This window comes from Cryobacterium levicorallinum (assembly GCF_004402405.1).
GTDB classification, from domain to species: domain Bacteria; phylum Actinomycetota; class Actinomycetes; order Actinomycetales; family Microbacteriaceae; genus Cryobacterium; species Cryobacterium levicorallinum.
In genome coordinates, this window is sequence record NZ_SOFE01000002.1 from 19214 (window position 1) to 41715 (window position 22502).

13 protein-coding genes and 1 tRNA gene are annotated in these 22502 nt (G+C 66.2%); 8 read left to right on the plus strand and 6 right to left on the minus strand.

Annotation, left to right across the window (positions count from 1 at the left end):
- The first annotated feature begins 125 nt into the window (after positions 1-125).
- Positions 126-854, plus strand: a complete 729-nt coding sequence (locus E3O11_RS01465) for a ferritin-like fold-containing protein (protein WP_092450237.1) — start codon at positions 126-128, stop codon at positions 852-854.
- Positions 855-864: 10 nt separating this feature from the next.
- Here the strand turns inward: E3O11_RS01465 and E3O11_RS01470 are convergent, their stop codons facing one another.
- Together E3O11_RS01470 and E3O11_RS01475 are read right to left on the minus strand one after the other, a co-directional pair.
- Complete coding sequence (locus tag E3O11_RS01470) at positions 865-1164, minus strand: hypothetical protein (protein WP_092450235.1); 300 nt, start codon at positions 1162-1164, stop codon at positions 865-867.
- A gap of 6 nt (positions 1165-1170) precedes the next feature.
- Positions 1171-1395 carry a DUF3107 domain-containing protein gene (locus tag E3O11_RS01475; RefSeq protein WP_092108379.1) on the minus strand — a complete coding sequence of 75 codons (225 nt, stop codon included), beginning with the start codon at positions 1393-1395 and terminating at the stop codon, positions 1171-1173.
- A gap of 95 nt (positions 1396-1490) precedes the next feature.
- Between E3O11_RS01475 and E3O11_RS01480 the strand changes: the two genes are divergently transcribed.
- Together E3O11_RS01480 and E3O11_RS01485 are read left to right on the plus strand one after the other, a co-directional pair.
- Positions 1491-4799 (plus strand): ATP-dependent helicase, encoded by a 3309-nt coding sequence (locus E3O11_RS01480; protein WP_092450233.1) that lies wholly within the window; start codon positions 1491-1493, stop codon positions 4797-4799.
- The gene (locus E3O11_RS01485; RefSeq protein ID WP_092450231.1) at positions 4796-8146 is read left to right on the plus strand and encodes an ATP-dependent DNA helicase; all 3351 of its coding nucleotides are present in this window, start codon (positions 4796-4798) and stop codon (positions 8144-8146) included. Before E3O11_RS01480 ends, E3O11_RS01485 begins: the two co-directional genes overlap by 4 nt.
- Here the strand turns inward: E3O11_RS01485 and E3O11_RS01490 are convergent.
- Positions 8041-9177, minus strand: a complete 1137-nt coding sequence (locus E3O11_RS01490; protein WP_092450229.1) for a phosphotransferase — start codon at positions 9175-9177, stop codon at positions 8041-8043. The genes E3O11_RS01485 and E3O11_RS01490 overlap by 106 nt on opposite strands.
- A gap of 83 nt (positions 9178-9260) precedes the next feature.
- Between E3O11_RS01490 and nudC the strand changes: the two genes are divergently transcribed.
- Both nudC and E3O11_RS01500 read left to right on the plus strand, forming a co-directional pair.
- Positions 9261-10265, plus strand: a complete 1005-nt coding sequence (gene nudC, locus E3O11_RS01495) for an NAD(+) diphosphatase (protein ID WP_092450227.1) — start codon at positions 9261-9263, stop codon at positions 10263-10265.
- On the plus strand, positions 10262-11977 hold the full coding sequence (locus E3O11_RS01500) for an ATP-dependent helicase (protein ID WP_092450225.1): 1716 nt from the start codon (positions 10262-10264) through the stop codon (positions 11975-11977). The genes nudC and E3O11_RS01500 overlap by 4 nt, the downstream gene beginning before the upstream one ends.
- Positions 11978-12830: 853 nt before the next feature.
- Here E3O11_RS01500 and adhP read toward each other — a convergent pair.
- Positions 12831-13841, minus strand: coding sequence for an alcohol dehydrogenase AdhP (adhP, locus tag E3O11_RS01505; protein WP_092450440.1), 1011 nt, complete (start codon positions 13839-13841; stop codon positions 12831-12833).
- A 157-nt stretch (positions 13842-13998) separates the two neighbouring features.
- Complete coding sequence (locus tag E3O11_RS01510; protein ID WP_092450438.1) at positions 13999-15300, minus strand: zinc-dependent metalloprotease; 1302 nt, start codon at positions 15298-15300, stop codon at positions 13999-14001.
- Positions 15301-15526: 226 nt separating this feature from the next.
- On the opposite strand from E3O11_RS01510, the gene E3O11_RS01515 reads away from it, so the two are divergent.
- Both E3O11_RS01515 and E3O11_RS01520 read left to right on the plus strand, forming a co-directional pair.
- A complete protein-coding gene (locus E3O11_RS01515) occupies positions 15527-16627 on the plus strand; it encodes a YlbL family protein (protein ID WP_092450223.1) in 1101 nt (366 codons plus the stop codon).
- Between the two features lie 122 nt (positions 16628-16749).
- On the plus strand, positions 16750-19683 hold the full coding sequence (locus E3O11_RS01520; RefSeq protein WP_170851570.1) for a UPF0182 family membrane protein: 2934 nt from the start codon (positions 16750-16752) through the stop codon (positions 19681-19683).
- Positions 19684-20008: 325 nt separating this feature from the next.
- Here the strand turns inward: E3O11_RS01520 and E3O11_RS01525 are convergent, their stop codons facing one another.
- Positions 20009-21859, minus strand: coding sequence for an HNH endonuclease signature motif containing protein (locus tag E3O11_RS01525; protein WP_092450221.1), 1851 nt, complete (start codon positions 21857-21859; stop codon positions 20009-20011).
- Positions 21860-22411: 552 nt separating this feature from the next.
- Between E3O11_RS01525 and E3O11_RS01530 the strand changes: the two genes are divergently transcribed.
- Positions 22412-22485: transfer RNA gene (locus E3O11_RS01530), tRNA-Met, on the plus strand.
- Positions 22486-22502 lie beyond the last annotated feature (17 nt).

A 22502-nucleotide genomic window follows, 5' to 3' on the forward strand; every position in this document is an offset into this window, starting at 1 on the left:
CTGGAAGCGAAGTGCGCCCGTTTTTGCGTCTCGGGCAGCGGCCGCCGATCCTTGTCGGCGACGTAATTCCACCTTACTGCCCCGTCTGGACAGCGGCCACAGGCGCGCTGTTCTAAGCTAAGCCCGTGGTCACGTGGTTCGGTCGGCGCCCGCAGCGCAATGAAGCTCCGAGGCTTTCGGCCCGCGGGGCACCCCAGCCAACCGAAAAAGTGGACATCAGTTCGCTCGCGCCGGGCGTGCAGCATTTTCTTGGTCAGGCCGCGTACAGCGAGCTCGGCGAATTCGAAAGCCTCGCCCGTGCGGTGGCGACCGCACCGAACCTCGCCGTTAAAGAAGGCCTCAGCTCCGCTGCCGGTCGGGCGCTTAGCAAGCACCACGGACTGATCACCGAGATTCGTCGCCGCGGCCACGAGCCGGCCGTTGAGATGGCCCCGTTCGTCGTGAGTCTCGATGCGTTCCGCGCGAAGACCGCCGGTGTCAACTGGCACGAATTACTGCTGAGCTGCTACCTCGTCGGTGGCTTGCTCGATGACTTCTTCATTCGGCTGTCCGACGGCCTGCCGCGGGATATCGGGCCTCGCGTCGCGCAATTGCTCGGCGAGGATTCCGGTACCGACGTGCTCGTTCACGAGCTCCAGACCGCGATTGAAAACGACCAGGCGCTCGGCTCACAGCTGGCGATGTGGGGCCGTCGGCTCGTCGGTGACACCCTGCTCGTGGCCCGGTCGGCCATGCCGGCCACGGATCCCACTAATGGCCGCGCGGGCAGCAATGAGTCACGCATCGAACCGGTCTTCACCGAACTCATCGCGGCGCACACCCGCCGCATGGATGGCCTCGGCCTCACGGCTTAAGAATGTGAGATTAGGCCGTGCCGGTTTTGGCCAGGGCCTGCAGCATCCGCTGATCGGCATGAATGCGTTGCCGGCTGATCATAAGATTCAGCACAACGGATGCAGCGACGGCGGCACCGAGAGACATCCACCAGATCCACCCCCCGGCCCAATTCCAGCCGAGCCAGGTCAGCCCGACCCAGACCAAGGATGCCGCGGCCGTTCCGATCGCGGGGACCAGCACCGAGCCCTGGGTTGAGCGTCCGGGCAGGAAGTACCGTGCGCCGAGGCCGATGAGCGTGCCGAACAGCGCGACGAACAACAGCTCCATGGCGTTTTAGGCGACGAAGCCGACGCGGCGCGATTCTTCGCTGCCGAGTTCGACGTAGGCGAGCCCCACGGTCGGAACGATGTAGACGCGACCCTTGCTGTCGCTGAGCTTCAGATAGCCGGTCTGACCGGAGAGGGCCGCCGCAACGGTCTCCTCAATCTCGGTCGCTGGCTGCGAAGTCTCAAAACCGATCTCACGGGGAGAGTTGAAAATACCAATGCGAATATCCACCGAACTGCCTTTCGTAGCCTTGCGCCCAGATTACGACAGAACGCGCCCTCGCCCTGACCGATTTCACTGTCGGCGCAACCCGTTACCGTTGAAATGTGACCAACCACGACCTCGACGCCGACCAGCAGGCTGTTCTCGATCTCCCCGACGCGGTGAGCGCCGCCGTCATCGGCGCGCCCGGCTCCGGCAAGACCAGTACGCTCGTCGAACTCGTCGCCGACCGGGTGTTGAACCGGGGGTATTCGCCGAGCGCGGTGCTGGTGTTGGTGCCGACGCGCGCCGGTGCCACCGCGCTGCGCGACCGGATCGCGCTGCGCCTGGCCGTGCCGACCAACGGGCCACTCGCTCGCAGCGCCAACTCCGTGGCCTTTCAGATCGTGCGCTCCGCGGTCGCCCAGGCCGGTGGGCCCACTCCGACCCTGCTCACTGGCGGCGAGCAGGACCAGATTATCGCCGAACTGCTGCAGGGCCACCTGGACGACGAGACGGCCGGAGCGCCGAGCGGCCCGGTCTGGCCAGACACCCTGGGCGCCGACGTACGCCAGTTGCGGGGATTTCGTACCGAACTGCGCGATCTCATGATGCGCGCCGTGGAATATGGCGTCACTCCGGAACAGCTGGAGCGTTTCGGCCTCGGGCGGCCGGAGTGGGTGGCCGCTGCCGAGTTCATTCGCGGTTACGAAGAGGCCAAGGACCAGGCCCGCCCCGGGCAGTATGACTCCACCGAGCTGGCCCGCTATGCTGCGGCGATCGTGGCCGGAGCCGAGGTAGGCCCGGCCGGGGCGGCGACGCTCGGTACCCTGGCCGGACTGCGCCTGATCGTGCTCGACGATGCCCAGGAAGTGACCCAGGCCACGCTCACTCTGCTGGCCCAGTTTCAGGCGCGCGGGGTCGCGATCATCGCCGTCGGCGACCCGGATATCAGCACCGGATCATTCCACGGTGCGCATCCGGATGCCCTCGGTCGCCTCGGTCAGTACCTCGGCCTGGGCCCGGTCGGGGCGCCGGTGGGGTCATCGGCTGGCCCCGCGGCGGCTTCGCCGTCCGGCGGGATCGCACCGCCGATCGTACTCGGCACCGTCTACCGACACGGCGCGGGCATCCGTCAGGTGATTCAGCGGATCACGAGTCGCATCGGCGCGGCCGCGGCCGGCACCCAGCGTGCGGCGGGCAGCGCGCAGGTCGAACCCGACGCGGTGAGCGAGATTGCTTTCGATGGCTCCGATGATCCTGCGCTCTCGGCTCCTAGTGCCGTGACCGCGCCCGAGACGCTGACCGCGCCGGACGCCGTCCCCGAACCGTCCGTGCACACCGTCATCGCGACCAGCCCGGCCGACCAGCTCGCGGTGATCGCCCGGCTGCTGCGCGAACGCCACGTGATCGACGAAACTCCGTGGTCGCGCATGGCCGTGATCGTGCGCACCGGTTCACTCGTTCCCTCGATCTCCAAGGGGCTCGCCGCGCTCGAAGTGCCGACCCAGGTGTCGACCGCGAGCACGGCCCTGCGCGACGAGTACGCGGTGAAAGCGTTCATCGTAGCCCTCGAGGTCACCCTCGGACGCAAAGCGCTCGACTCCCAAGCGGCGATTGAGCTGCTGCGCGGTCCGCTCGGCGGCCTCGACCCGATCACCCTGCGTCGGCTGCGCGCGGCACTGCGTCAACAGGAATTGGCCACCGACACGCCCGCCCCGCGCAGCGCCGATGACCTGCTCGTCGCAGCTTTGTATGACCCTGAGCTGCTCGCCACCATCGACAACCGCACCGCCCGCCGCGCGGCCGGTTGCGGAGCGAGCCTGCGCCAAGCCGCCATCGAGTACGCGGCCGGCGCCACCATCGAAGAACTGCTCTGGGGCCTCTGGCAGCGCAGCGGTCTCGACCGCGAATGGAAGGAGCAATCCACCGGCACCGGAATCGTCGCCGACGAGGCCAACCACAACCTCGATGCCGTCGTCGCCCTGTTCTCCGCCGCCCAGCGTTACGTCGAACGCACCCCGTCGGCCCCGCCGGTATTGTTCCTTGAACACCTCGTCGACACCGACGTGCCCGAAGACACCCTGGCGCCGCGCGCCCTCGGCGCGGCCGTCACCGTGTCCACGCCGAGCGGCACCATCGGGCGCTCCTGGGATGTCGTCGTGCTCGCCGGTGTGCAAGCCAACGTCTGGCCCGACCTGCGCATTCGCGGGTCCCTGCTCGGTGCCGGCGACCTCGCCCTCATCGCTTCTGGGCAAGACGCATCCGGTACCGACGCCCGCACCGCGGTGCTGCACGACGAACTGCGCATGTTCGCTCAGGCGGCCAGCCGGGCCACGACCGAACTACTCGTCACCGCCGTCAACAACGAAGAGAACGAACCATCGGTGTTCTTTCGCCTGTTGCCGCAGCCTGCTCCCACTCTGGGCGCCGACGACCCCGCCCACTACCCCGTGTCGCTTCGCGGTCTGACCGGAAGGCTGAGGCGCGACCTGACCCGCGCCATCCACTCGCCGGGTCGGGTCGACTCCGCCACCCGGGCAGCGGATGCCGCAGCCACGCTCGCCCGGCTCGCCGACGAAAACGTGCCAGGTGCCTCGCCCGACGAATGGTACGGCCTGGCCGACCCGAGCACCGTGCGCCCACTCAACGACCCGGAGGCCGGCGACCAACCGGTGCGGGTATCGCCGTCGCGCATGGCAGCCTTTGAAACCTGCCCGCTGCACTGGCTGATCGGTCAGGTCGGTGGCGGCGATTCCAACACCGCAGCCAACCTCGGCACGATCATCCACAAGGTCATGGAAGACGCCACCGATCGGCGCCCAGAAGCCCTGTGGCAGGGGGTGGAGGCCCGCTGGAACGAGCTCGACTTCGACGCCGACTGGCAGTCCCGGGTGCAGAAAGTTGCAGCCAGGGAGCTCACCGATCGGCTCGCCTCCTACCTGCTGGATTTCGAGAACGGCGGCGGAGAGCTGTTGAGCGCCGAGGGCACCTTTCAGCTCGAAGTGAGCGGTGCCGTGCTGTCGGGCACCATCGACCGGGTCGAACGCCAGGCCGACGGCCGGGCCGTGATCGTCGACCTCAAAACGGGCAAGGGCGATGCGACGAGCGATACCGGAGTCGCGGAGCATCCGCAGCTCGGCGCGTACCAGCTGGCCTTTCAAGAAGGCGCCATCGACGGTGTGTCCTCGGACATGGCCCTTGCCGGTGCACGATTGGTCATCGTCTCCTCGGGCACCGTCAAGCAGAACTATCGCAATCCCACCCAGCCCGCTTTCACTCCGGAGCAGCTCGAGGCCTTTCGCACCCGCGTCGGTGACGATGCAGCCGGCATGGGCGGCGCCACCTTCATCGCAGAAATCACCTCGCACTGTCTCGACCCCAGATCCCACGGGTCCTGCCGCATCCACGTCATCAAGCAGGTCAGCTCATGAGTCTTCTCAGCACCGCCACCACGGTCTCCGCCCTCGATATCGCGGCGGCGCTCAACATGTTTGCGCCGACTATCGAGCAGCAGGCGGTCATTGAAGCGCCGCTCACGCCGACCCTCGTCGTCGCCGGAGCCGGCAGCGGCAAGACCGAGACCATGGCCAACCGGGTGCTTTGGCTGCTCGCCAACGGCCACGCCCGCCCCGACCAGATTCTCGGACTCACCTTCACCCGCAAAGCCGCCGGCGAGCTCAGTGAGCGCATCAACAAACGCATCAGCGATCTCGAAACGGCCGGCCTCATGCCGATCGCCGCCGACCCCAACTCCGCCCATGGCACGGCCGCCGAGTCGTCCGACCTGTTCAACACCCCGAGCGTGTCCACCTACAACTCCTTCGCCAGCCGCCTGTTCACCGACAACGCCCTGTTGCTCGGCCGCGAACCCGAGTCGGTGCTGCTGAGCGAAACCAGCGCCTGGCTCCTGGCCCGTCACGTCGTCATCGACTTCGGCGACGGGCGGCTCGTACCTTTCGGCAAAAGCCTCGACCTCGTCACCGATGCCGTGCTGCAGCTCAGCCGTGCCCTGGCCGAGAATCCGCCGGCCGTTCACCTTGGTCAGCCCGGAGCTCCCCACGACCTCAGGGCACTGGTCGACAGTTTCGGCTACCTGCCCGATTTGCCCTACGGTAATCCGCGCAAGAAGACACCGTACGGGTCGGTCACTGACTCCCTGGCCGCAGTCGCCCCGCTTCCGGTGCTGGCCGAGTTGGCCGCTCGCTACAGCAGCGAGAAGCGTCGCCTAGGACTCATTGAGTTCTCCGATCAAGTAGCCCTGGCACTGCAGGTCTGCCAAAAGGTCGACGCCGTCGTCGACCGCTACCGTGACCAGTACCGCGTGGTGCTCCTCGACGAATACCAGGACACCTCGGTCCTGCAAACCGAGCTGTTGCACACCCTGTTTCGCAACCACCCGGTGATGGCCGTCGGTGATCCCCACCAATCCATCTACGGATGGCGCGGCGCCAGCAGTGCAAACCTGCTCGGCTTCGGCCGAGACTTCAACACCGGAGACTTCAGCCCAGCAGCAGCCCCGACCATGTCGCTGTCCTTCACCTGGCGCAACCCGGCGCTCGTCCTCGACGCTGCCAACGCCCTCGTCGCCCCGCTGAGCGCCGCGCTTCGCGCAAAACCGGGCGGAATCCAGGTCGAAACGCTCAAGGTTCCCGCTGGCACCCGGCCCGGCGCGGTCGACGCGCTTATGGCTGAAACCATCGCTGAGGAGGCCGGAGCCATCGCCGACTGGTTCGCCACCCGTCTGGTCGGCGAACACAGCGGCGCGATGCTGTTTCGGGCCCGCCGCGAGATGGAATACTTCGCCGAGGTACTACGGGCGCACGGCGTGCGTGCCCACGTGCTCGGACTCGGTGGGTTGCTCTCCACCCCCGAGGTCGCCGACGTTGTGAGCGTGCTGCGAGTGGTGCACGACCCCGCCGCCGGCAGCGAACTCGTGCGTCTACTCAGCGGTGCCCGCTACCGTGTCGGTGCGCGCGACCTGCAAACGCTCGCCGACGTGGCGCGCTGGCTGGCCGGGCATGACTGGGCCCAGAAAGCGATCTCGGCCGATCTGCGCGGCAAGCTGCGGGCATCCGTCGCCGGCGATGAAGGCAGCTCGCTCGTGGATGCACTCGACTTTCTCGGGTCAGCGCCCGACTCGCACGGCCAGCTCGCCGGGTTCAGCGATATCGGCCGGGCCCGGGTGCAGTCCGCCGGCCGTCAGCTGGCCTGGCTGCGCTCCCGCGCTGGCCTGCCTCTGCTCGACTTTGTACGCCTGATCGAGCAGGAATTTCGGCTCGACGTCGAGCTGATCGCGAACGAGGCCAACGACCTCGGCCTGGCCAACCTGTATTCCTTCCACGACACCGTCTCGGCCTTTCTCGACAGCGACGAGCAGGGCACACTGGCGAGCTTTCTGCGCTGGCTCAAACGGGCCGAACTGCAGGACGATCTCGGCCCGCGCGCTGAACTGTCGGAGCAGGGCACCGTGCAGCTGCTGACCGTTCACGGCGCCAAGGGCCTCGAATGGGATTTCGTCGCCATTCCCAACCTGACCGAGAAGAGCCTGCCCGCCGCCTCTCGCGATACGAGCGGATGGTTGCGCTTCGGCGAACTGCCTTATGCGTTCCGCGGCGACCGGTCCGAGCTGCCCGATCTCGATATCGTCGGCCACGACACCCAGTTCGACTTCGACCTGGCGTTCCAGGCCTACAAGGCTGAGCTGGCCGACCGGCACGACGACGAGGAGCGCCGCCTCATCTACGTCGCGACCACCCGCGCCAAGCACGAGCTGCTGCTGACCGGCTCATTCTGGGGCCCCGGAGTCACCGCTCGCAAGCCCAGCCGTTACCTCACGGAACTCGCCCTGGCCGGGCTGATCGCGAAGATCCCCGACGCGCCCGCCGAGTCTGAGAAACCCGTCTCGGCGTCCAGTGGCACCGAACTGTGGCCGTTCGACCCACTCGGCGGCCGACGGGCGCTGGTCGAGGCTGCCGCAGAGAGGGTGAGCGCGAGCGAAACGGATGTCCCCACTCGCTGGTCGCACGCCGTCACCCTGCTGCTTACGGAGCGAGCCCTGCGCCTCACCGGCGGCGAGGGTGCCCCGGTGCCCACCCGCATCCCGGCCTCCCGGTTCAAGGACTACGTCGACGATCCAGCCGGTGTCGCGGCGGAGCTGCGCCGCCCAATGCCGCAGCGTCCGTACCGGGCCACTCGGCTCGGCACGCTGTTCCATTCCTGGGTCGAGCGTCGGGCGGGAGGAGCCACCGGCACCGATCGCGTCGATGCCAGCCTGTTTGACCTCGATCTGACAGACGAAGACCAGGGCACCGGCACACTCGAGCAACTTGACGTGCCGGAGCAAGAGCAGTTCGCGGTTCTCCAGGCCACCTTCGAACGCTCCGAATGGGCCGAGCGCAAACCCGTCGACGTGGAGATTGAAATTCACCATGTGCTCGCCGGGCAGGTTTTCGTCTGCAAGCTCGACGCCGTCTACCGCACCGAAACCGGCTACCAGGTCGTCGACTGGAAAACCGGGCGGGCACCCAAAAGCGCTGCAGACCTGGAACTCAAGCAGACTCAGCTTGCGCTGTACCGGCTCGCCTACGCCCGCTGGAAGGGGATCGATCCGAGCATCGTCGACGCCGTCTTCTACTTCGTCGCCGACGACACCGTCGTCGCCCCCGAGCGGCTCTACTCGGAGGCTGACCTTTTGGCGGCCTGGTCAGGGGCGATGGCCCCGGTGCTGGAATCGTCAGAATCAGAATCAGAATCGACGGTTAGTCCCGAAAAGTTGTAGCTGTCGGTGTGCATCGCCGCGTGCTGGTCGTAATCGCGGGCGGCGCGCGGCATGTGGTCGAGCATATTCTCCACGTCGCCGACACTCATGATCGGGCCGGTTTCGGGGGAGAGCGGCTGCTGGGTGTGGCTGTGCACCGTGTCGACCAGGCCGTCGAGCATGGCGACGGCGTCATCGACGATGGACTGGTCGTGGCTGCTGGAGCCGTGCAGCAGCCAGCGGGCCAGTTCTAGCTCGGCATAGAGCATGGCGCGCTGGGTGATGTGCGTGTCGCTGCCCTGGCGGGCGCTGGAATAGGCGTCGATGGCCAGTTCGGCGGCGTCACCGCGCGCGGCGAGTAGCCAGTGCAGGTCGCGCGCCGGGTCGCCGACGGCCAGCCCGGACCAGCCGAGAATCCCCGACACGGCGTCGTCGGTGATCAGAATGGAATCGGCCGACATCGACCCGTGCACCACGGCCGGCGCAAACTGCCACAGGGCTTCGTCGTCGGTGGCCTGCTCCCAGCGGCGCAGCAACGCGGCGGGCAGGTAGCCGGTGCCCGCGGCTCGATCGATCAGGTCGATGGCGTCCTTGCGGCACTGTTCGGCGCTATGCTGCGGCAGCCCGGCGGTACCGATGAAGGCGCTCGGCAACGAGTGGATGGCGGCGATCGCGCGGCCGATCGACCCGGCGACGCCCTCATGCCCGGTGAGGGCATCCGCATCAAAACTGTCACCAGCCAGCAGCTCATAGACCACAGCACGGGTGCCCTGAATCGGCGTCTGGCCGACATACTCGGGCACGTCGAACGGCAGCCGGCTGCGATTGCCAGTGGTGAGCGCGCGCAGCGCCACGAGGTCCGCGGACTGCTCGGTTTCGGCCGACTGGCTGGTGGGAACGCGAATAATGAGCGCCCGACCGGCCTTGTCGATGACGAGCGCCGAGTCGAAGAGTCCGTTCGCGCCGGCACTGTGCTTGCGGGCGTAGGCCACGTCGAGCCCCGGAACAGCGGAGGTGGCTAACGCGGCTAGAGTGAGTTGAGTTCTGGCCATGCCTACTAGGTTAGATCGACTTGCGGTCTGGCGGTTATTCGCCACGCCTCCACCCACGTTCTTGCAGAGCTCGGAGATATACCATGTCGTTCACTTTCACGACGCGGTTGCCGCTGTCTCGCCAGGCGGTCGACCGTGACCACCTCACCCGCGGCCTGCCGGACTTGTTCGACCAGCTCTGGGCGGATGCCGCCACCCGCGTTCTGCCCGTCTGGCACGGCAAAATTCTGCTCGCGCCGCACGATGCTGCCAGCACCGACCCGGCCAGCACCGACCCGGCCAACACCGGTGTGCACCTCGCCCTGCTGCCGCCCACGAGTCTGCACAATGCCGGCCTGCGGGTCTACCTCGGCCGGTCCCTTCCCGCCGACCTGCCCGAGGCTGCCGGTACCCGCATCGTTGCCGTGCAGCTCGATGATGACGCTGCAGCCCGGCTGGAGCCCGAGGAGAGTCGCTGGGTGGGCCTGCGCACCGTTGCGACCGTGCTCGATGACCGTGACGCCGGCCTGTTCGCCGAGGCCCTCGGCGTGCTCAACTGGCACGCTTCGCACGGCCACTGCCCGCGCTGCGGCGCCGCCACCCTGGTCGAGGAAGGTGGCTGGGTACGCCGCTGCCCGGTCGACAACAGCCAGGTCTTTCCGCGCACCGACCCGGCCGTCATCGTGCTCATCACCGACGCCGACGACCGCATTCTGCTCGGCTCCAACGCTATGTGGGAGAACAACCGGTACTCGCTCCTCGCCGGATTCGTCGAGCCCGGCGAGGCCCTCGAAACGGCCGTGATCCGCGAAATGTTCGAAGAATCCGGTCTGCGCGTGACCGATCCGGCTTATGTCGGCTCCCAGCCGTGGCCCTTCCCGGCCTCGGTCATGTGTGGCTTCACCGCGCGCCTCGCCGACGACCAGGCGGCCCATGAGCTGCTGCCCGACGGCGCCGAGATTCTCGCGCTGCGCTGGTTCAGTCGAAAAGACCTGCTCGATGCCGGTGAGTGGATGTTACTGCCCGGCCCGTCCTCCATCGCGCACGCCATGATCGAGCGTTGGCTCGGCGCGCCGTTGCCCGCCGCGACGGAGTTGATTCGTCCGTGACGGCCACCGCCGACTCGCTGCTCCAAGGCCTCGATGAACAGCAGCGCATTGCCGCCGAAGCGCTGATCGGCCCGGTCTGCATGCTCGCCGGCGCCGGAACCGGCAAGACGCGCGCGATTACCCACCGCATCGCGCTCGGCGTGCTGACCGGCGCCTACGCCCCCAACCGGGTCATGGCGCTCACCTTCACGAGCCGTTCGGCCGCCGAACTGCGCGGGCGCCTGCGTCAGCTCGGCGCCGGGGGAGTGGCTGCGCGCACCTTTCACGCCGCAGCGTTGTCCCAGCTGAACTACTTCTGGCCGCACGTCGTCGGCGGGCAGGCGCCGCGCATCCTCGACGGCAAGGGCCGCATTCTCGGGCACGCCGCTGAGGCTCTGCACCTCAAACTCGACACCGCCACGCTGCGCGACCTCGCCGCCGAGGTGGAATGGCGCAAAACCAGCGGCCTGAGCATCGAGCAGTACGCGGCCGGCATAGCCCGCCGCAGCCTGCCGGGCCGACTCGACGTCGACCAGGTCGTCGCCCTGCAGCAGACCTACGAGAAGCTCAAAGACGATCGCAAGCAGATCGACTTCGAAGACGTACTGCTCGCCATGGCCGGCATGATCGAGGCCGAACCCTCCGTGGCCCTGCAGGTGCGCGAGCAGTACCGGTTCTTTGTCGTCGACGAATACCAGGACGTCTCGCCGCTGCAACACGACCTGCTCGCCCTCTGGCTTGGCGACCGCCGCGATCTCTGCGTCGTCGGCGACGCGAGCCAGACCATTTACTCCTTCGCTGGTGCTCGCAGCGACTACCTGCTGGACTTTCCGAAGCACTACGAAGACGCCACCGTGGTGCGGCTCGAACAGAACTATCGCTCGACCGCGCCGATCGTCGCCACCGCGAACCAGCTGATGCGTGGCCGGTCCGGCGCCCTGACCCTGCAGGCTGCCCAGACCGACAGCGGCCCCGACCCAACGGTGCGCGGCTACGCCTCCGACATGGCCGAGGCCCGCGGCGTGGCCGAGCAGATTCTGCAGCTCATCTGGGCTGGCACCAAACCCGAAGACGTGGCCATCTTGTTCCGGGTCAACGTGCAGGCCGCGCTGCTCGAAACGGCTCTGACCGAGGTGGGGGTGAGCTACCAGATTCGCGGTGCCAAACGGTTCTTCGACCTCCCCGAGGTGAAGCAGGCGGTGATGAGCCTGCGGGCGGCATCCGTTTCAATCATTGGGGAACCACTGTTCAAATCGGTCAGTGACGTGCTGCGGTCGCTGGGCTGGAGCCAGACCGCCCCGGAGACCCGCGGCGCCGTGCAGGCGCGGTGGGAATCGCTCAACGCACTGATGGGCCTGGTCGACCAGGCCGCTGCCGGAACCACGTTCCGACAGTTCACCGACGAGCTGATGGAACGTCAGGCCGGCCAGCACGAACCGACGGTGTCGGCCGTGACGCTCGCCACGATGCACTCCGCCAAGGGCCTTGAGTGGGACGCGGTGTTCGTGGTCGGCCTGAGCGAGGGCCTGGTGCCGATCAGCTATGCGAGCACGTTCGAGCAGATCGACGAGGAACGCCGGCTGCTCTACGTCGGCATCACCCGCGCCCGGAAGCGACTCGCGCTGAGCTGGTCATCCTCTGGGGCACAGGCGCGGGCAGCTCGCGAACGCTCGCGTTTTCTGGAAGAGCTTGGCAGCCGCACCGCTCGTGCAGCCGGTGTACGGAGCCCGTGACCGCACCGCCCCACGCGTCCAGTCGCAGTGACCGGGTGAACAACACGGATCGGCCTGTTTCCAGGCGATCCTGAACGAGTCCGGCCACCCGGGCGGCGAGCTCGAAGCTCAGCCGCGGAGTTTCGCTCGGGGCCTCGCGCAGCACGAGCTGACATGCCATGGCCGGCCAGGACGGATCCGTGTCGACGTGGGCGAGCTCCAGACAGGTCAGGCAGGGTCCGCGGCCAGGTTCGACGAGTGGACCCACCCGCGCGGCGCTGTCGCTGAAGACCACCGGCAGGTGCGGAATATCGCGGCGCAGCCAATGCCCGTGCCGTTCAGGCGCGAAGACGTACTGCCCGATCAACACGGCCAGCTCGGGGTCGTCTCCTGGAGCCGGCTCCTCGATTCCGAGGTTGGCCAGCAGCGCGTGCAGCCGGGTCGCGGTCGGTCCGTGGCCGTCAACCAGCACGGTGCGGGGCAGCGGGGTTACCGGTGCCGGCGCATCGTCTGGCACGTACAACAGTGCCGGTTCGAGCAGGTCGAGCAGGTGCGTCACTTCGACAGCGGATGCCCCGGCGGCCGTTCCGAGCAGCATCGCGCCCGATCGATGCACCCCCGCAGAAAGCGCGGACAGCACAGCCTCGTGAGCGGGCGTCAGCCCGCCGATCGTGACAATGGCTTGGTCGATGCCGAGCTGCACGCAATTCGGTGTGCGCCACACCAGCGGATACCGCGGATTCAGTCTGAGGGCCATGCCGACATGATGACGCGTCTGGCGGTCGCGCGTAAAAGTTATCCACAGACGGGTGCGGGCCCGCTTCCACCGAATATTGGGATTTGGTGGTCACGCGGCCCCCACCGTCAGATTTCTTCAGTAGCGGATGACGACGCGACCGTCGATCTTGCCGTGCTTCATCTCGTTGAGCACCTCGTTGACCTCGTCGATGCGGCGCTCAGAGACCGTGGGGTGGATCTGGCCGCGCGCGTAGAACTGCAGGGCTTCCTCCATGTCCTGGCGGGTGCCCACGATGGAGCCGCGAATGGTGAGGCCCTTGAGCACGATGTCGAAGATCGGGGCGGGGAAGTCTCCCGGCGGCAGACCGTTGAAGACGATGGTGCCGCCACGGCGGGTCATGCCGATGGCCTGGCCGAATGCGGCCGGGTGTACAGCGGTCACGAGCACGCCGTGCACACCACCGGTGGCTTTTTGAATGGCGGCGACCGGGTCTTCGTCCAGCGCATTGATTACGAGCTCGGCGCCGTGTTTGCGGGCCAGGGCGAGCTTGTCGTCGGCGATATCGACGGCCGCGACGCGCAGCCCCATCGCCTTGGCGTACTGCACGGCGATGTGGCCGAGGCCGCCGATGCCGGAGATAACGACCCACTGGCCCGGGCGGGCCTCGGTCATTTTGAGGCCCTTGTAGACGGTGACTCCGGCGCACAGCACCGGGGCGATCTCGATCGGGTCGGCGCCGTGGGGAATGCGCACGGCGAAGCGGGCGTCGACGAGCATGTACTGCCCGAACGAACCGTCCACGCTGTAGCCGCCGTTCTGCTGCGCTTCGCACAGGGTTTCCCAGCCGGTGCAGCAATACTGGCAACTGCCGCAGGCGCTCCAGAGCCAGGCGTTACCGACCAGGTCGCCGATGTCGAGGTCCTTGACGCCGTCACCGAGGGCGACGACTTCGCCGACCCCTTCGTGGCCCGGAATGAACGGCGGGCTCGGCTTAACCGGCCAGTCGCCTTCCACAGCGTGCAGATCGGTGTGGCAAACTCCGCTGCTGATCAGTTTGACCAGGGCCTGGCCGGGGCCGGGGGTCGGAACGGGCACTTCGTCAATGGTGAGGCCTTGGCCGAACTCGTGCACGACGGCCGCGTGCATGGTCGTTGGCACCCGGGTGGATTCGTAGCGCGCCTTGAACTCGTCCGTCGCGCCGGTGGTGGTCTCGGTTATCGTCATTGCCAAACTCCTTCGTTTGGGACATTTCGTCCGTTGAACGACGGTAGATCGGCACAGGTTGCGGCAACGTTGCGCGCCGTTACTCCTCGTGCGGGCGCTCGGCTCCGTCGTCGCGCAGCAGGTCTTCGAGAGCCTGGTCGACGTCGTCGAGCACCTCGGGCCCCCCGCGGGCTGCACTGGTCAGCCGAATGATCAGCGGCTGGGGATCGTCGATGTCTTCCGAAGTGGGCAACAGGTCGGGGTGCGACCAGAGCGCGTCGCGCGCCTCATTGCCAACGGCATCCGTCACGGCCTGCCACATCGCTGCGGCCTCCCGCAACCGGCGGGGACGCAGTTCGAGACCGACCAGCGTCGCGAAAGCGGACTCCGCCGGACCGCCTGAGGCCCGGCGGCGTTTGACCGTCTCGGCGATGGCATCCGCTTTGGGAAGTCGAATCGTGGCACGAGCGGTGACGACGTCGACCCAGCCCTCGACCAGGGCGAGCATCGTTTCTAGGCGGGACAGAGCCGCAAGCTGCGACTCGGACTTCTGCTGAATGAGGGAACCGTCGACCATTGCCTGGCGCAGGTCTTCGGGGTTGGACGGGTCGAAACTTCCGGCCAGGTCTTCGAGCCGGCTGGAGTCGATGCTGATGCCGCGTGCATAGGCGGTGACCGCGCTGGTCAGGTGCAGGCGCAGCCAGCGGGCGTGGCGGAACAGTCGCGCGTGGGCGATCTCGCGCACGGCGAGGTAGATCTGCACCTGGTCGGCCGGAACGTCGATGCCGGCTCCGAAGTCGGCAACGTTCTGGGGGAGCAGGGCGGCCTGCTGCTCACCGAGCAGTGGAATGCCGATATCGCCGCCGCTGACGACCTCGCTCGCCAGCTGGCCGACGACCTGGCCGAGTTGCATGGCGAACAGGGTGCCACCGATGCTGCGCACGAGCTGGCTCGCGTTGGCGACCATGCCCTGCATCTCTTCGGGAACCTGTTCGGCGAAGACCCGGGTGAGGGAGTCGGAGATGCTCGTGGCGACGGGTTCGGCGAGCTGGGTCCAGAGCGGCATGGTCACGGTGACCCATTCGCGGCGGGTCATCAGGCGCGGTTCGACGGTGAGTTCGGCCACGGTAATGACGTCATCGAGCCAGAGAGCCGCAATGTGAAAGGCCTGGCGCAGCTGGGTCTGCTGTTCATCGGTCGCGCTGAGCTGACCGGTGGCCGCTCGCTGTTCACCCTGGGTGAGGGCGATCTTCCAGTCGACGCCGGTGCCCTGGGAGTTCATGGCGCCCTGCAGCTGCTGCATGAGCGCGGCGACGCTGGCCGGGTCGTTGGGCAGACCGGCAGCGCCGGCGAGCTGGCTCGGGTCGATGCCGCTCTTGCCGCTCAGGATGTCGCGCAGCATGTCACGAAACTCGTCGCTGGGTTCGCCGGGATTCTGATTGTTCGGGTTCTGATCGTTCGGGGGTAGGGAGTCGTCGGCCACTTCAGGCCCCTCTCAGTCGCATACTTCTACGCTAGTGCGAGTAGCCCGCTCGGGGCTGGGAAATATCCTAGGCTGAATGGCTTGCTGTGCGCCCGTCGCGAACACGACCCGCAACCTGGCACGAATCAACACTCAAAGGACCACGATGGCGCTCTTCACCAATGCACCGGCACCTCGACGTGCCGGACGCTCTGGCCCGTCCCTCGGTTGGACGGCACTGCTGATCGCCCTCGTCGCCGGAGTGATTCTCGGCATCATGCCGGCGCCCTATGTCATCGAGAAGCCGGGTCCGGTGTTCAACACCCTCGGCACCGCCACCTACGACGACGTCGAAACCGCTCTCATCACCATCCCCGACGAGACCGTCTACCCGACCGGCGGCACCCTCGATCTGCTCACCGTGTCGCTCTTCGGCAACCGGGAAGACCGGCCGAGCTGGCTCGCCGTGGCCGGTGCCTGGCTCGACCCGAGCGAGGCCGTCCTCCCCATTGACCAGGTTTTTCCCGATAATGTCAGCACCGAGCAGCGCGACGCTCGCAGCAGCGCCGACATGATTAATTCCCAACAGGATGCCATCGCCGCCGCACTCACTCATCTCGGCTACGACTACCCCACGACGGTGTCGGTGGTGAGCCTGCCCGACGGTTCTCCGGCCGCGGGCGTGATCGAGCCCGACGATGAAGTGACCGCCGTGAACGGTACCGCGGTGGCCAATGTCGCCGAACTGCGCGCGGCTTTGCAGGACAACGGTGCCGAGACCGCGGCGAGCGTCGACATTGTGCGGGGCGGCCTCGCCCGGACCGTCGAGGTCACCCCGATCGACAACGACGGCACGATCGTGGCCGGTGTCAACGTGTCGGTCGCCTACGAATTTCCGTTCGAGGTGCAGATCCAGCTCGACAAGGTCGGCGGCCCGAGCGCCGGCATGATGTTCGCCCTCGGAATCATCGACAAGCTCACTCCCGGCGAGCTGCAGGGCGGCGAGAACGTGGCCGGCACCGGAACCATCGACCAATCCGGCGCAATCGGCCCGATCGGCGGCATCCAGCAGAAGCTCTATGGCGCGCTCGAGAGCGGCGCGACCTGGTTTCTCGCCCCCGCCGAGAATTGCGGCGAGGTAACCGGAAATATCCCCGACGGCCTGACAGTGTTCTCGGTCGCCACCCTCGACGAAGCGCTCGACGCGCTCGACGCGATCAAGACCGGTGCCGACACGAGCGACCTGCCGAGCTGCCCGGCCAGTTGACCCGTGGCGAACGAGCAGTAGTGATGACTCTCTCAGGGCCGCCAAAGTATGATGGTGGCAGACCCTGATCCTGCAGCAAATGATCACCCTGTATCTAATAACTGAGCGCAAGAGGCCAATTCGTGACTTCATCATCAGCCGACAACGTCCCACGGCGCAGCCGAGCCCCGCTAGCAATTACCGCAGCCATTATCGCAGGGTTGGTGATCCTGTTCTTTATATTCGCCGGACTGTATACCGATGTGCTGTGGTTCGACCAGCTGGGGTTCGTCAACGTTCTGACCACCCAGTGGATCGCCGGCACCGTGCTGTTTTTGATCGGCTTCGTGACGATGGCCGTTCCGGTCTGGGTGAGTATTCAGCTGGCCTACCGTCTGCGCCCGGTCTACGCGAAGCTCAACTCGCAGCTTGATCGCTATCAGCAGGTCATCGAGCCGCTGCGTCGCCTCGCGATGTATGGCATCCCGGCCCTCCTCGGGCTGTTTGCCGGTGTGGCCGCTGCCACCCGCTGGCAGACCGTGCTCATGTGGCTCAACCGCACCGAAACCGGGCGGGTTGACCCGCAGTTCAACTTCGACATCTCCTTCTATCTGATGGACCTGCCGTTCTACCAGGCCGTGCTCGCCTTCGCATCCGCTGTTGTGCTGATTTCGGCGCTCGTCTCGGTCGCGACCAGCTACCTGTACGGATCCATTCGGGTGTCCGGGCGTGAAGTGCTCATCTCCAAGGCCGCGCGCGTGCAGATCGCCATCACCGCAGCCCTCTATCTGCTGCTGCAGGCCGTGAGTATCTGGTTCGACCAGTACTCTACCCTGACCAACAACAACGCCCTGATCACCGGTGCCGGCTATACCGACGTCAACGCCACCATCCCCGGCCGCGCGATCCTTGCCGGCATTGCCGCCGTCGTCGCCCTGCTCTTCATCCTGACGGCCATCATCGGTCGCTGGCGTCTGCCGGTCATCGGCACCGCGCTGCTTATCGTGTCGAGCCTGCTCATCGGTTCGCTGTACCCGTGGGTCGTGGAGCGCTTCCAGGTGGAGCCGAGCGCAAAGGCACTCGAGGCCGAATATATCGAACGCAATATCGACCTCACCCGGGATGCCTACGGCGTCGCGGACATCGAGGAAATTGCCTACGACGCGAAGACCACCGCCGAGCCGGGCGCGCTGCGCGCCGACGCCGCGACCACTGCCAACATTCGTATTCTCGACCCGGCCCTGGTCAGTGACTCCTTCGGCCAGCTTGAGCAGTTCCGCCAGTACTACCAGTTCCCGGACAACCTCGACGTTGACCGCTACGTGATCGACGGTACTTCGCAGGACACCGTCGTCGCCGTGCGTGACCTGAATATCGACGGCTTGAACACCGGTAACACCTGGGTCAACTCGAAGACCGTTTATACCCACGGCTATGGCATGGTCGCCGCGTACGGCAACCAGCGCTCTGTCGACGGCCAGCCGGTGTTCCTGGAATCCGGCATTCCCACCAGCGGTGCGCTCGGCAAGTTCGAACCGCGCATTTACTTTGGTGAGACCTCGCCCGAATACTCCATCGTCGGTGACGAAGAGGGCGCCAACCCGATCGAGCTCGACTATCCGTCGGGTGAAGAGGGTGCTGGCCAGACCTACACGACGTTCTCCGGAGACGGCGGACCGAAACTGGACAATGCGTTCAAAAAGCTGATCTACGCGCTGAAGTTCCAGTCGGAGCAGATCTTCCTCGCCGCCTCGGTCAACGACAAGTCGGAGATTCTCTACGACCGTGACCCGGTCACCCGCGTGCAGAAGGTCGCGCCGTACCTGACGCTCGACTCCGACGCCTACCCCTCGGTCGTTGACGGTCGGGTTATGTGGATTGTTGACGGCTACACCACCTCGGCGGATTACCCCTATTCCACCCCGGTGAGCCTCAGTGAGGCCATCGCCGACACGCAGACACCGGCCCAGCCGTATGCGCTGGACAGCATCAACTACATGCGCAACTCGGTCAAGGCCACCGTCGACGCCTACAGCGGCGAGGTCACCCTCTACGCCTGGGACGACGAGGAGCCGCTGCTGCAGACCTGGCAGAAGATCTTCCCGTCGTCGCTCAAGCCGATGAGCGAGATGAGTGGCGACCTGATGAGCCACGTGCGCTACCCGGCCGATCTGTTCAAGGTGCAGCGTTCCATTCTTGGTCAGTACCACGTGACCGACCCCGGTTCGTTCTACTCGAAGGACGACGCCTGGATCTCGCCCAACGACCCTGACTCGCCGGCGACCAACCCGACGCTGCAGCCGCCGTACTACCTCACCATGCAGGTACCCGGCTCGGACCAGCCGTCGTTCTCGCTGTACTCCACTTTCCAGCCGGAAGCGACGGGTGAATCCAGCCGTAACGTGCTCTACGGTTACCTCGCTGTAGACGCAGACGCCGGATCGGTAGACGGCGTCAGAGCGGATGGCTATGGCCAGCTGAGGCTGCTCAACCTGCCCAAGGACGGCACGGTACCTGGCCCCGGTCAGGTGCAGAACGTGTTCAACGCCGACCCGACAGTGTCGACCGAGCTCAACCTGCTGCGTCAGGGCTCGTCGACCGTGCTGAACGGTAACCTGCTGACCCTTCCGGTTGGTGGCGGACTGCTCTACGTGCAGCCGGTTTACGTGCAGTCCACGGGCGAGACCAGCTATCCGCTGCTGCAGAAGGTGCTTGTGGCTTTCGGTGACCAGATCGCGTTCGAGGACACCCTCGACGGCGCCCTCGATGTGCTGTTCGGCGGTGACTCTGGTGCCACCGCTGGTGATACCGACGTGCCCGAAGATGCCACCACGAATAACGGTGCCTCCACCGACCCGAGCACCGACGGTTCGACCGGCGGCAGCACCGACGTACCGACCGGGTCGACCGGCGATGCCACAACGGATGCCGAGCTGAAGTCGCTGCTCGCCGTCGCCAAGACGGCGCTGGCAGAAAAGGCGGCCGCACTCGCCGCCGGTAACTTCGCCGACTATGGCACCGCCGACGCGAAGCTCGAAGACACGATCGCGAGCATGCTCGCCCTGCTCGGCGAGTAGCCAGACCGCACCACACAGGCCGCAAGCCTTCACTCTCTCGGGTGGGGGCTTGCGGCCTGTGGTATTGGAGGGCAGAGTGCGCCCGCCAGACGTGGGCGGGCGATGTGAGAAGTCGAAGATTCGGCCGGTCTTGACAACGGCGCCCTTCCACTCTCCGAGGCTGCCGAAACCGCCACAGTCACGAAACTTACCAATCTCGACAACGCCACCATTCCGTCGGTCGTCTCTCGACAGGCTCGACAACCGGGTCGAGGCCGCCATAGCCCTGCGCTGGCTGTCTGCTCAGCCCAGCCATCCCGTTGGCCGCGCACGCGACCGCGCGGGCCTACTTTTCCCAGTTGGGTTTCTCGGCCGGGGTGGCGGCACGGTTTTGTCCGGCGGGGCGCCAGGTTTGAGTGGGGTCGAAGATGAGGGGTCCGCGAACCCAGGGGCGGCCGTCTCTCATGTCAATGTCCCAGCCGGAGGTCTCGATGCTCGCATGCCCGGCGTTACAGATCAGTACGGCGTTGTCGATGTTGGTGAGGCCGCCCTTGCGCCAGGGCACGACGTGATGCGCTTGGGTTAGCTGCGGTGGCACGGTGCAGCCGGGGATGACGCAGCCGCCGTCGCGGGCGGCCAATGCGCGGCGCTGACTAGCGGTAAAGAACCGGTTGCTGTCGCCGAGGTGCAAAACCTGACCCTGGTGGCCGAACAACACGGGCTGATACCCGCCGGCGCAGAGCAGCTCATCGACTTGTTTCACGGTGAGGGGTCCGTCGATGCCGTCGATCCAGCCGGCGCCGCGGCCGGCGAGGAGGTCGTTGATAGTGATGTGCACGAGTACCGTCGGTGCCGCGCCGCCCATCGTTGGGGTGCCCGGCTGCCGGGCGGCCGCTTCGAACACCGCGCGGAGGATCCCGGCCTGCTTCTCACTGATCGAGCGGGTATCGGCGGGTTCCTGCGGGCAGGGGCTGAGGGCCTGGCCCGCGTTTGCTCCGGTCCGCTCGTCGTAGCCCTGGTCGTAGCCCTGGGCACGGCCGATCGGGCCGTTCTCGTCGTCGGCCTGCCCGTGCTGGCCGCCGGTCTGCTCGCCGCTTTCGCAGTGCTCGACCGGGACATCGTTCGAGGCCTGCGCGCTACGGCCATCGTTGGCGCCAATCGTGAGGACGTCACTGGCGCTGCTATCAGTGCTGGTGCTTGCTTTGCTGTCATTACCGTCGCTGTCCGTGATGCCGTCGGTTTCATCGTTGTGCGTGCTGTCCGCATCGGATAGTTCGCACGGTTCGGTCTCGTGGAAGGCGACCGTGGCTCGGGGAACCGCGCCGGGAACGGGGTTTACGGCAGCGGAGGAGAGGTAGGCGTCGAAGACGGTGCCGATGATGGCCCGGTCGAGGGTGGTCAGCCAGCCGTTCAGGCTGTAGCCGCCGTTATTCAGTCCACCGAAGGCGAACCAGCTGCGCCGTTCCGCCGTGGCCTCACCCGGAGCGCACCCGTCGGGCGCGAGGCGCGCCTGCCACGCGATGCCCTGCTGCCGGAGTAACTCCGGCGCAAATGCGATACCGGCACCGGGCAGCCCCTCGGTCTCCGGGGTAATGGCGCCGGACGCGCTCGCTACCAGGGAGCGCTCGACGCGGTCGAGGTCGTCCACCAGCACCGAGGCGCGCAGGCCGTCGAGCACGGACACGATGACGCGGGCTTGCTCCACTCCGAGCTCCCCGCCCTGCAACGCCTCACCCACCACGGGGTAGGTCGGTGCGAGGGGCCGGCCGAGCAGCATCCGCTCGCCGGCATTCTTGCCGAGCGACGCGCGCTGCCGCACCTCACTGCGCGACAACCGCGCCAGGGTGGACACCAGCATGAGGCCGCTGCGGCAGCCGAGCCGGCGGGCCAGAGACACCGCGCCAGCCGCTTCTATCTCGGTCTGATCGGCCGTCTTTGCCGCAGCAGTCTTAGCAACGGACGCATCAAGGTATTCGGAGCGGCGCAGCACATCCGTCGTGGACAGCACCCGGGCACCATCAACAACCCGGCCGACGCTCTCGAGGGCGAGCAATATGCTCAAGGATTCTTCATCTCCCAGCGACCCAAACGACACCGAACCCAACGCTTTCAGGAGAATCTCCCGAGCCTGCCCGACCGCCACAATGACAGCATTCGAACTGGCCTCACCGGTGTTTTCCATGAACATGGGCGCCATTGCCTCCTTCGCAACGATTCTACTCCGAATCGAACACAAAAGCGAGCGCAACTCATTTTTGATTTGTGCGGAGAAATTTCAAACTCCAGAGGTCTGATCCGCAGTTCTACGTGATTCACCTTTGAATGAGCGGGAGTTCACTGGCGGCCATCATCTGAGGCGGATGGTCAAGTTGATAGTAAATCGAATATATAAATGAAACTTTTACACTGTTTGTTTATTTGGCCAACACCGTGGAGTAATGCATTCCACGCCACACTTCGGGAGCGCTGAGACGCCCGGAAGCGGTGCACTGGGAACGCTGCGGATCCGTGGCGTGCAGCGGCAAGGTGGAAGGCCGTGGATCTTCCCGTGAATCGATTCCGACTTCACCGGGTTAGAGCAGCTGTCCATACCTGAATACCTGTTGGTACGGAGAATGGCGATCCCTTGCGGCTGTCCTGCTTGATGGTGTTTGATGCCAGTAGAGGAAACCATTTTCGGTGCCCAATTGGCAATATCGCCACAAGTGGTCGACCGAGCTTTCAGGGTGTGCTAAATTTGAACTTGTAGCGCGGGGTGGAGCAGTTCGGTAGCTCGCTGGGCTCATAACCCAGAGGTCGTAGGTTCAAATCCTGCCCCCGCAACAGATGCCCCCGGAACC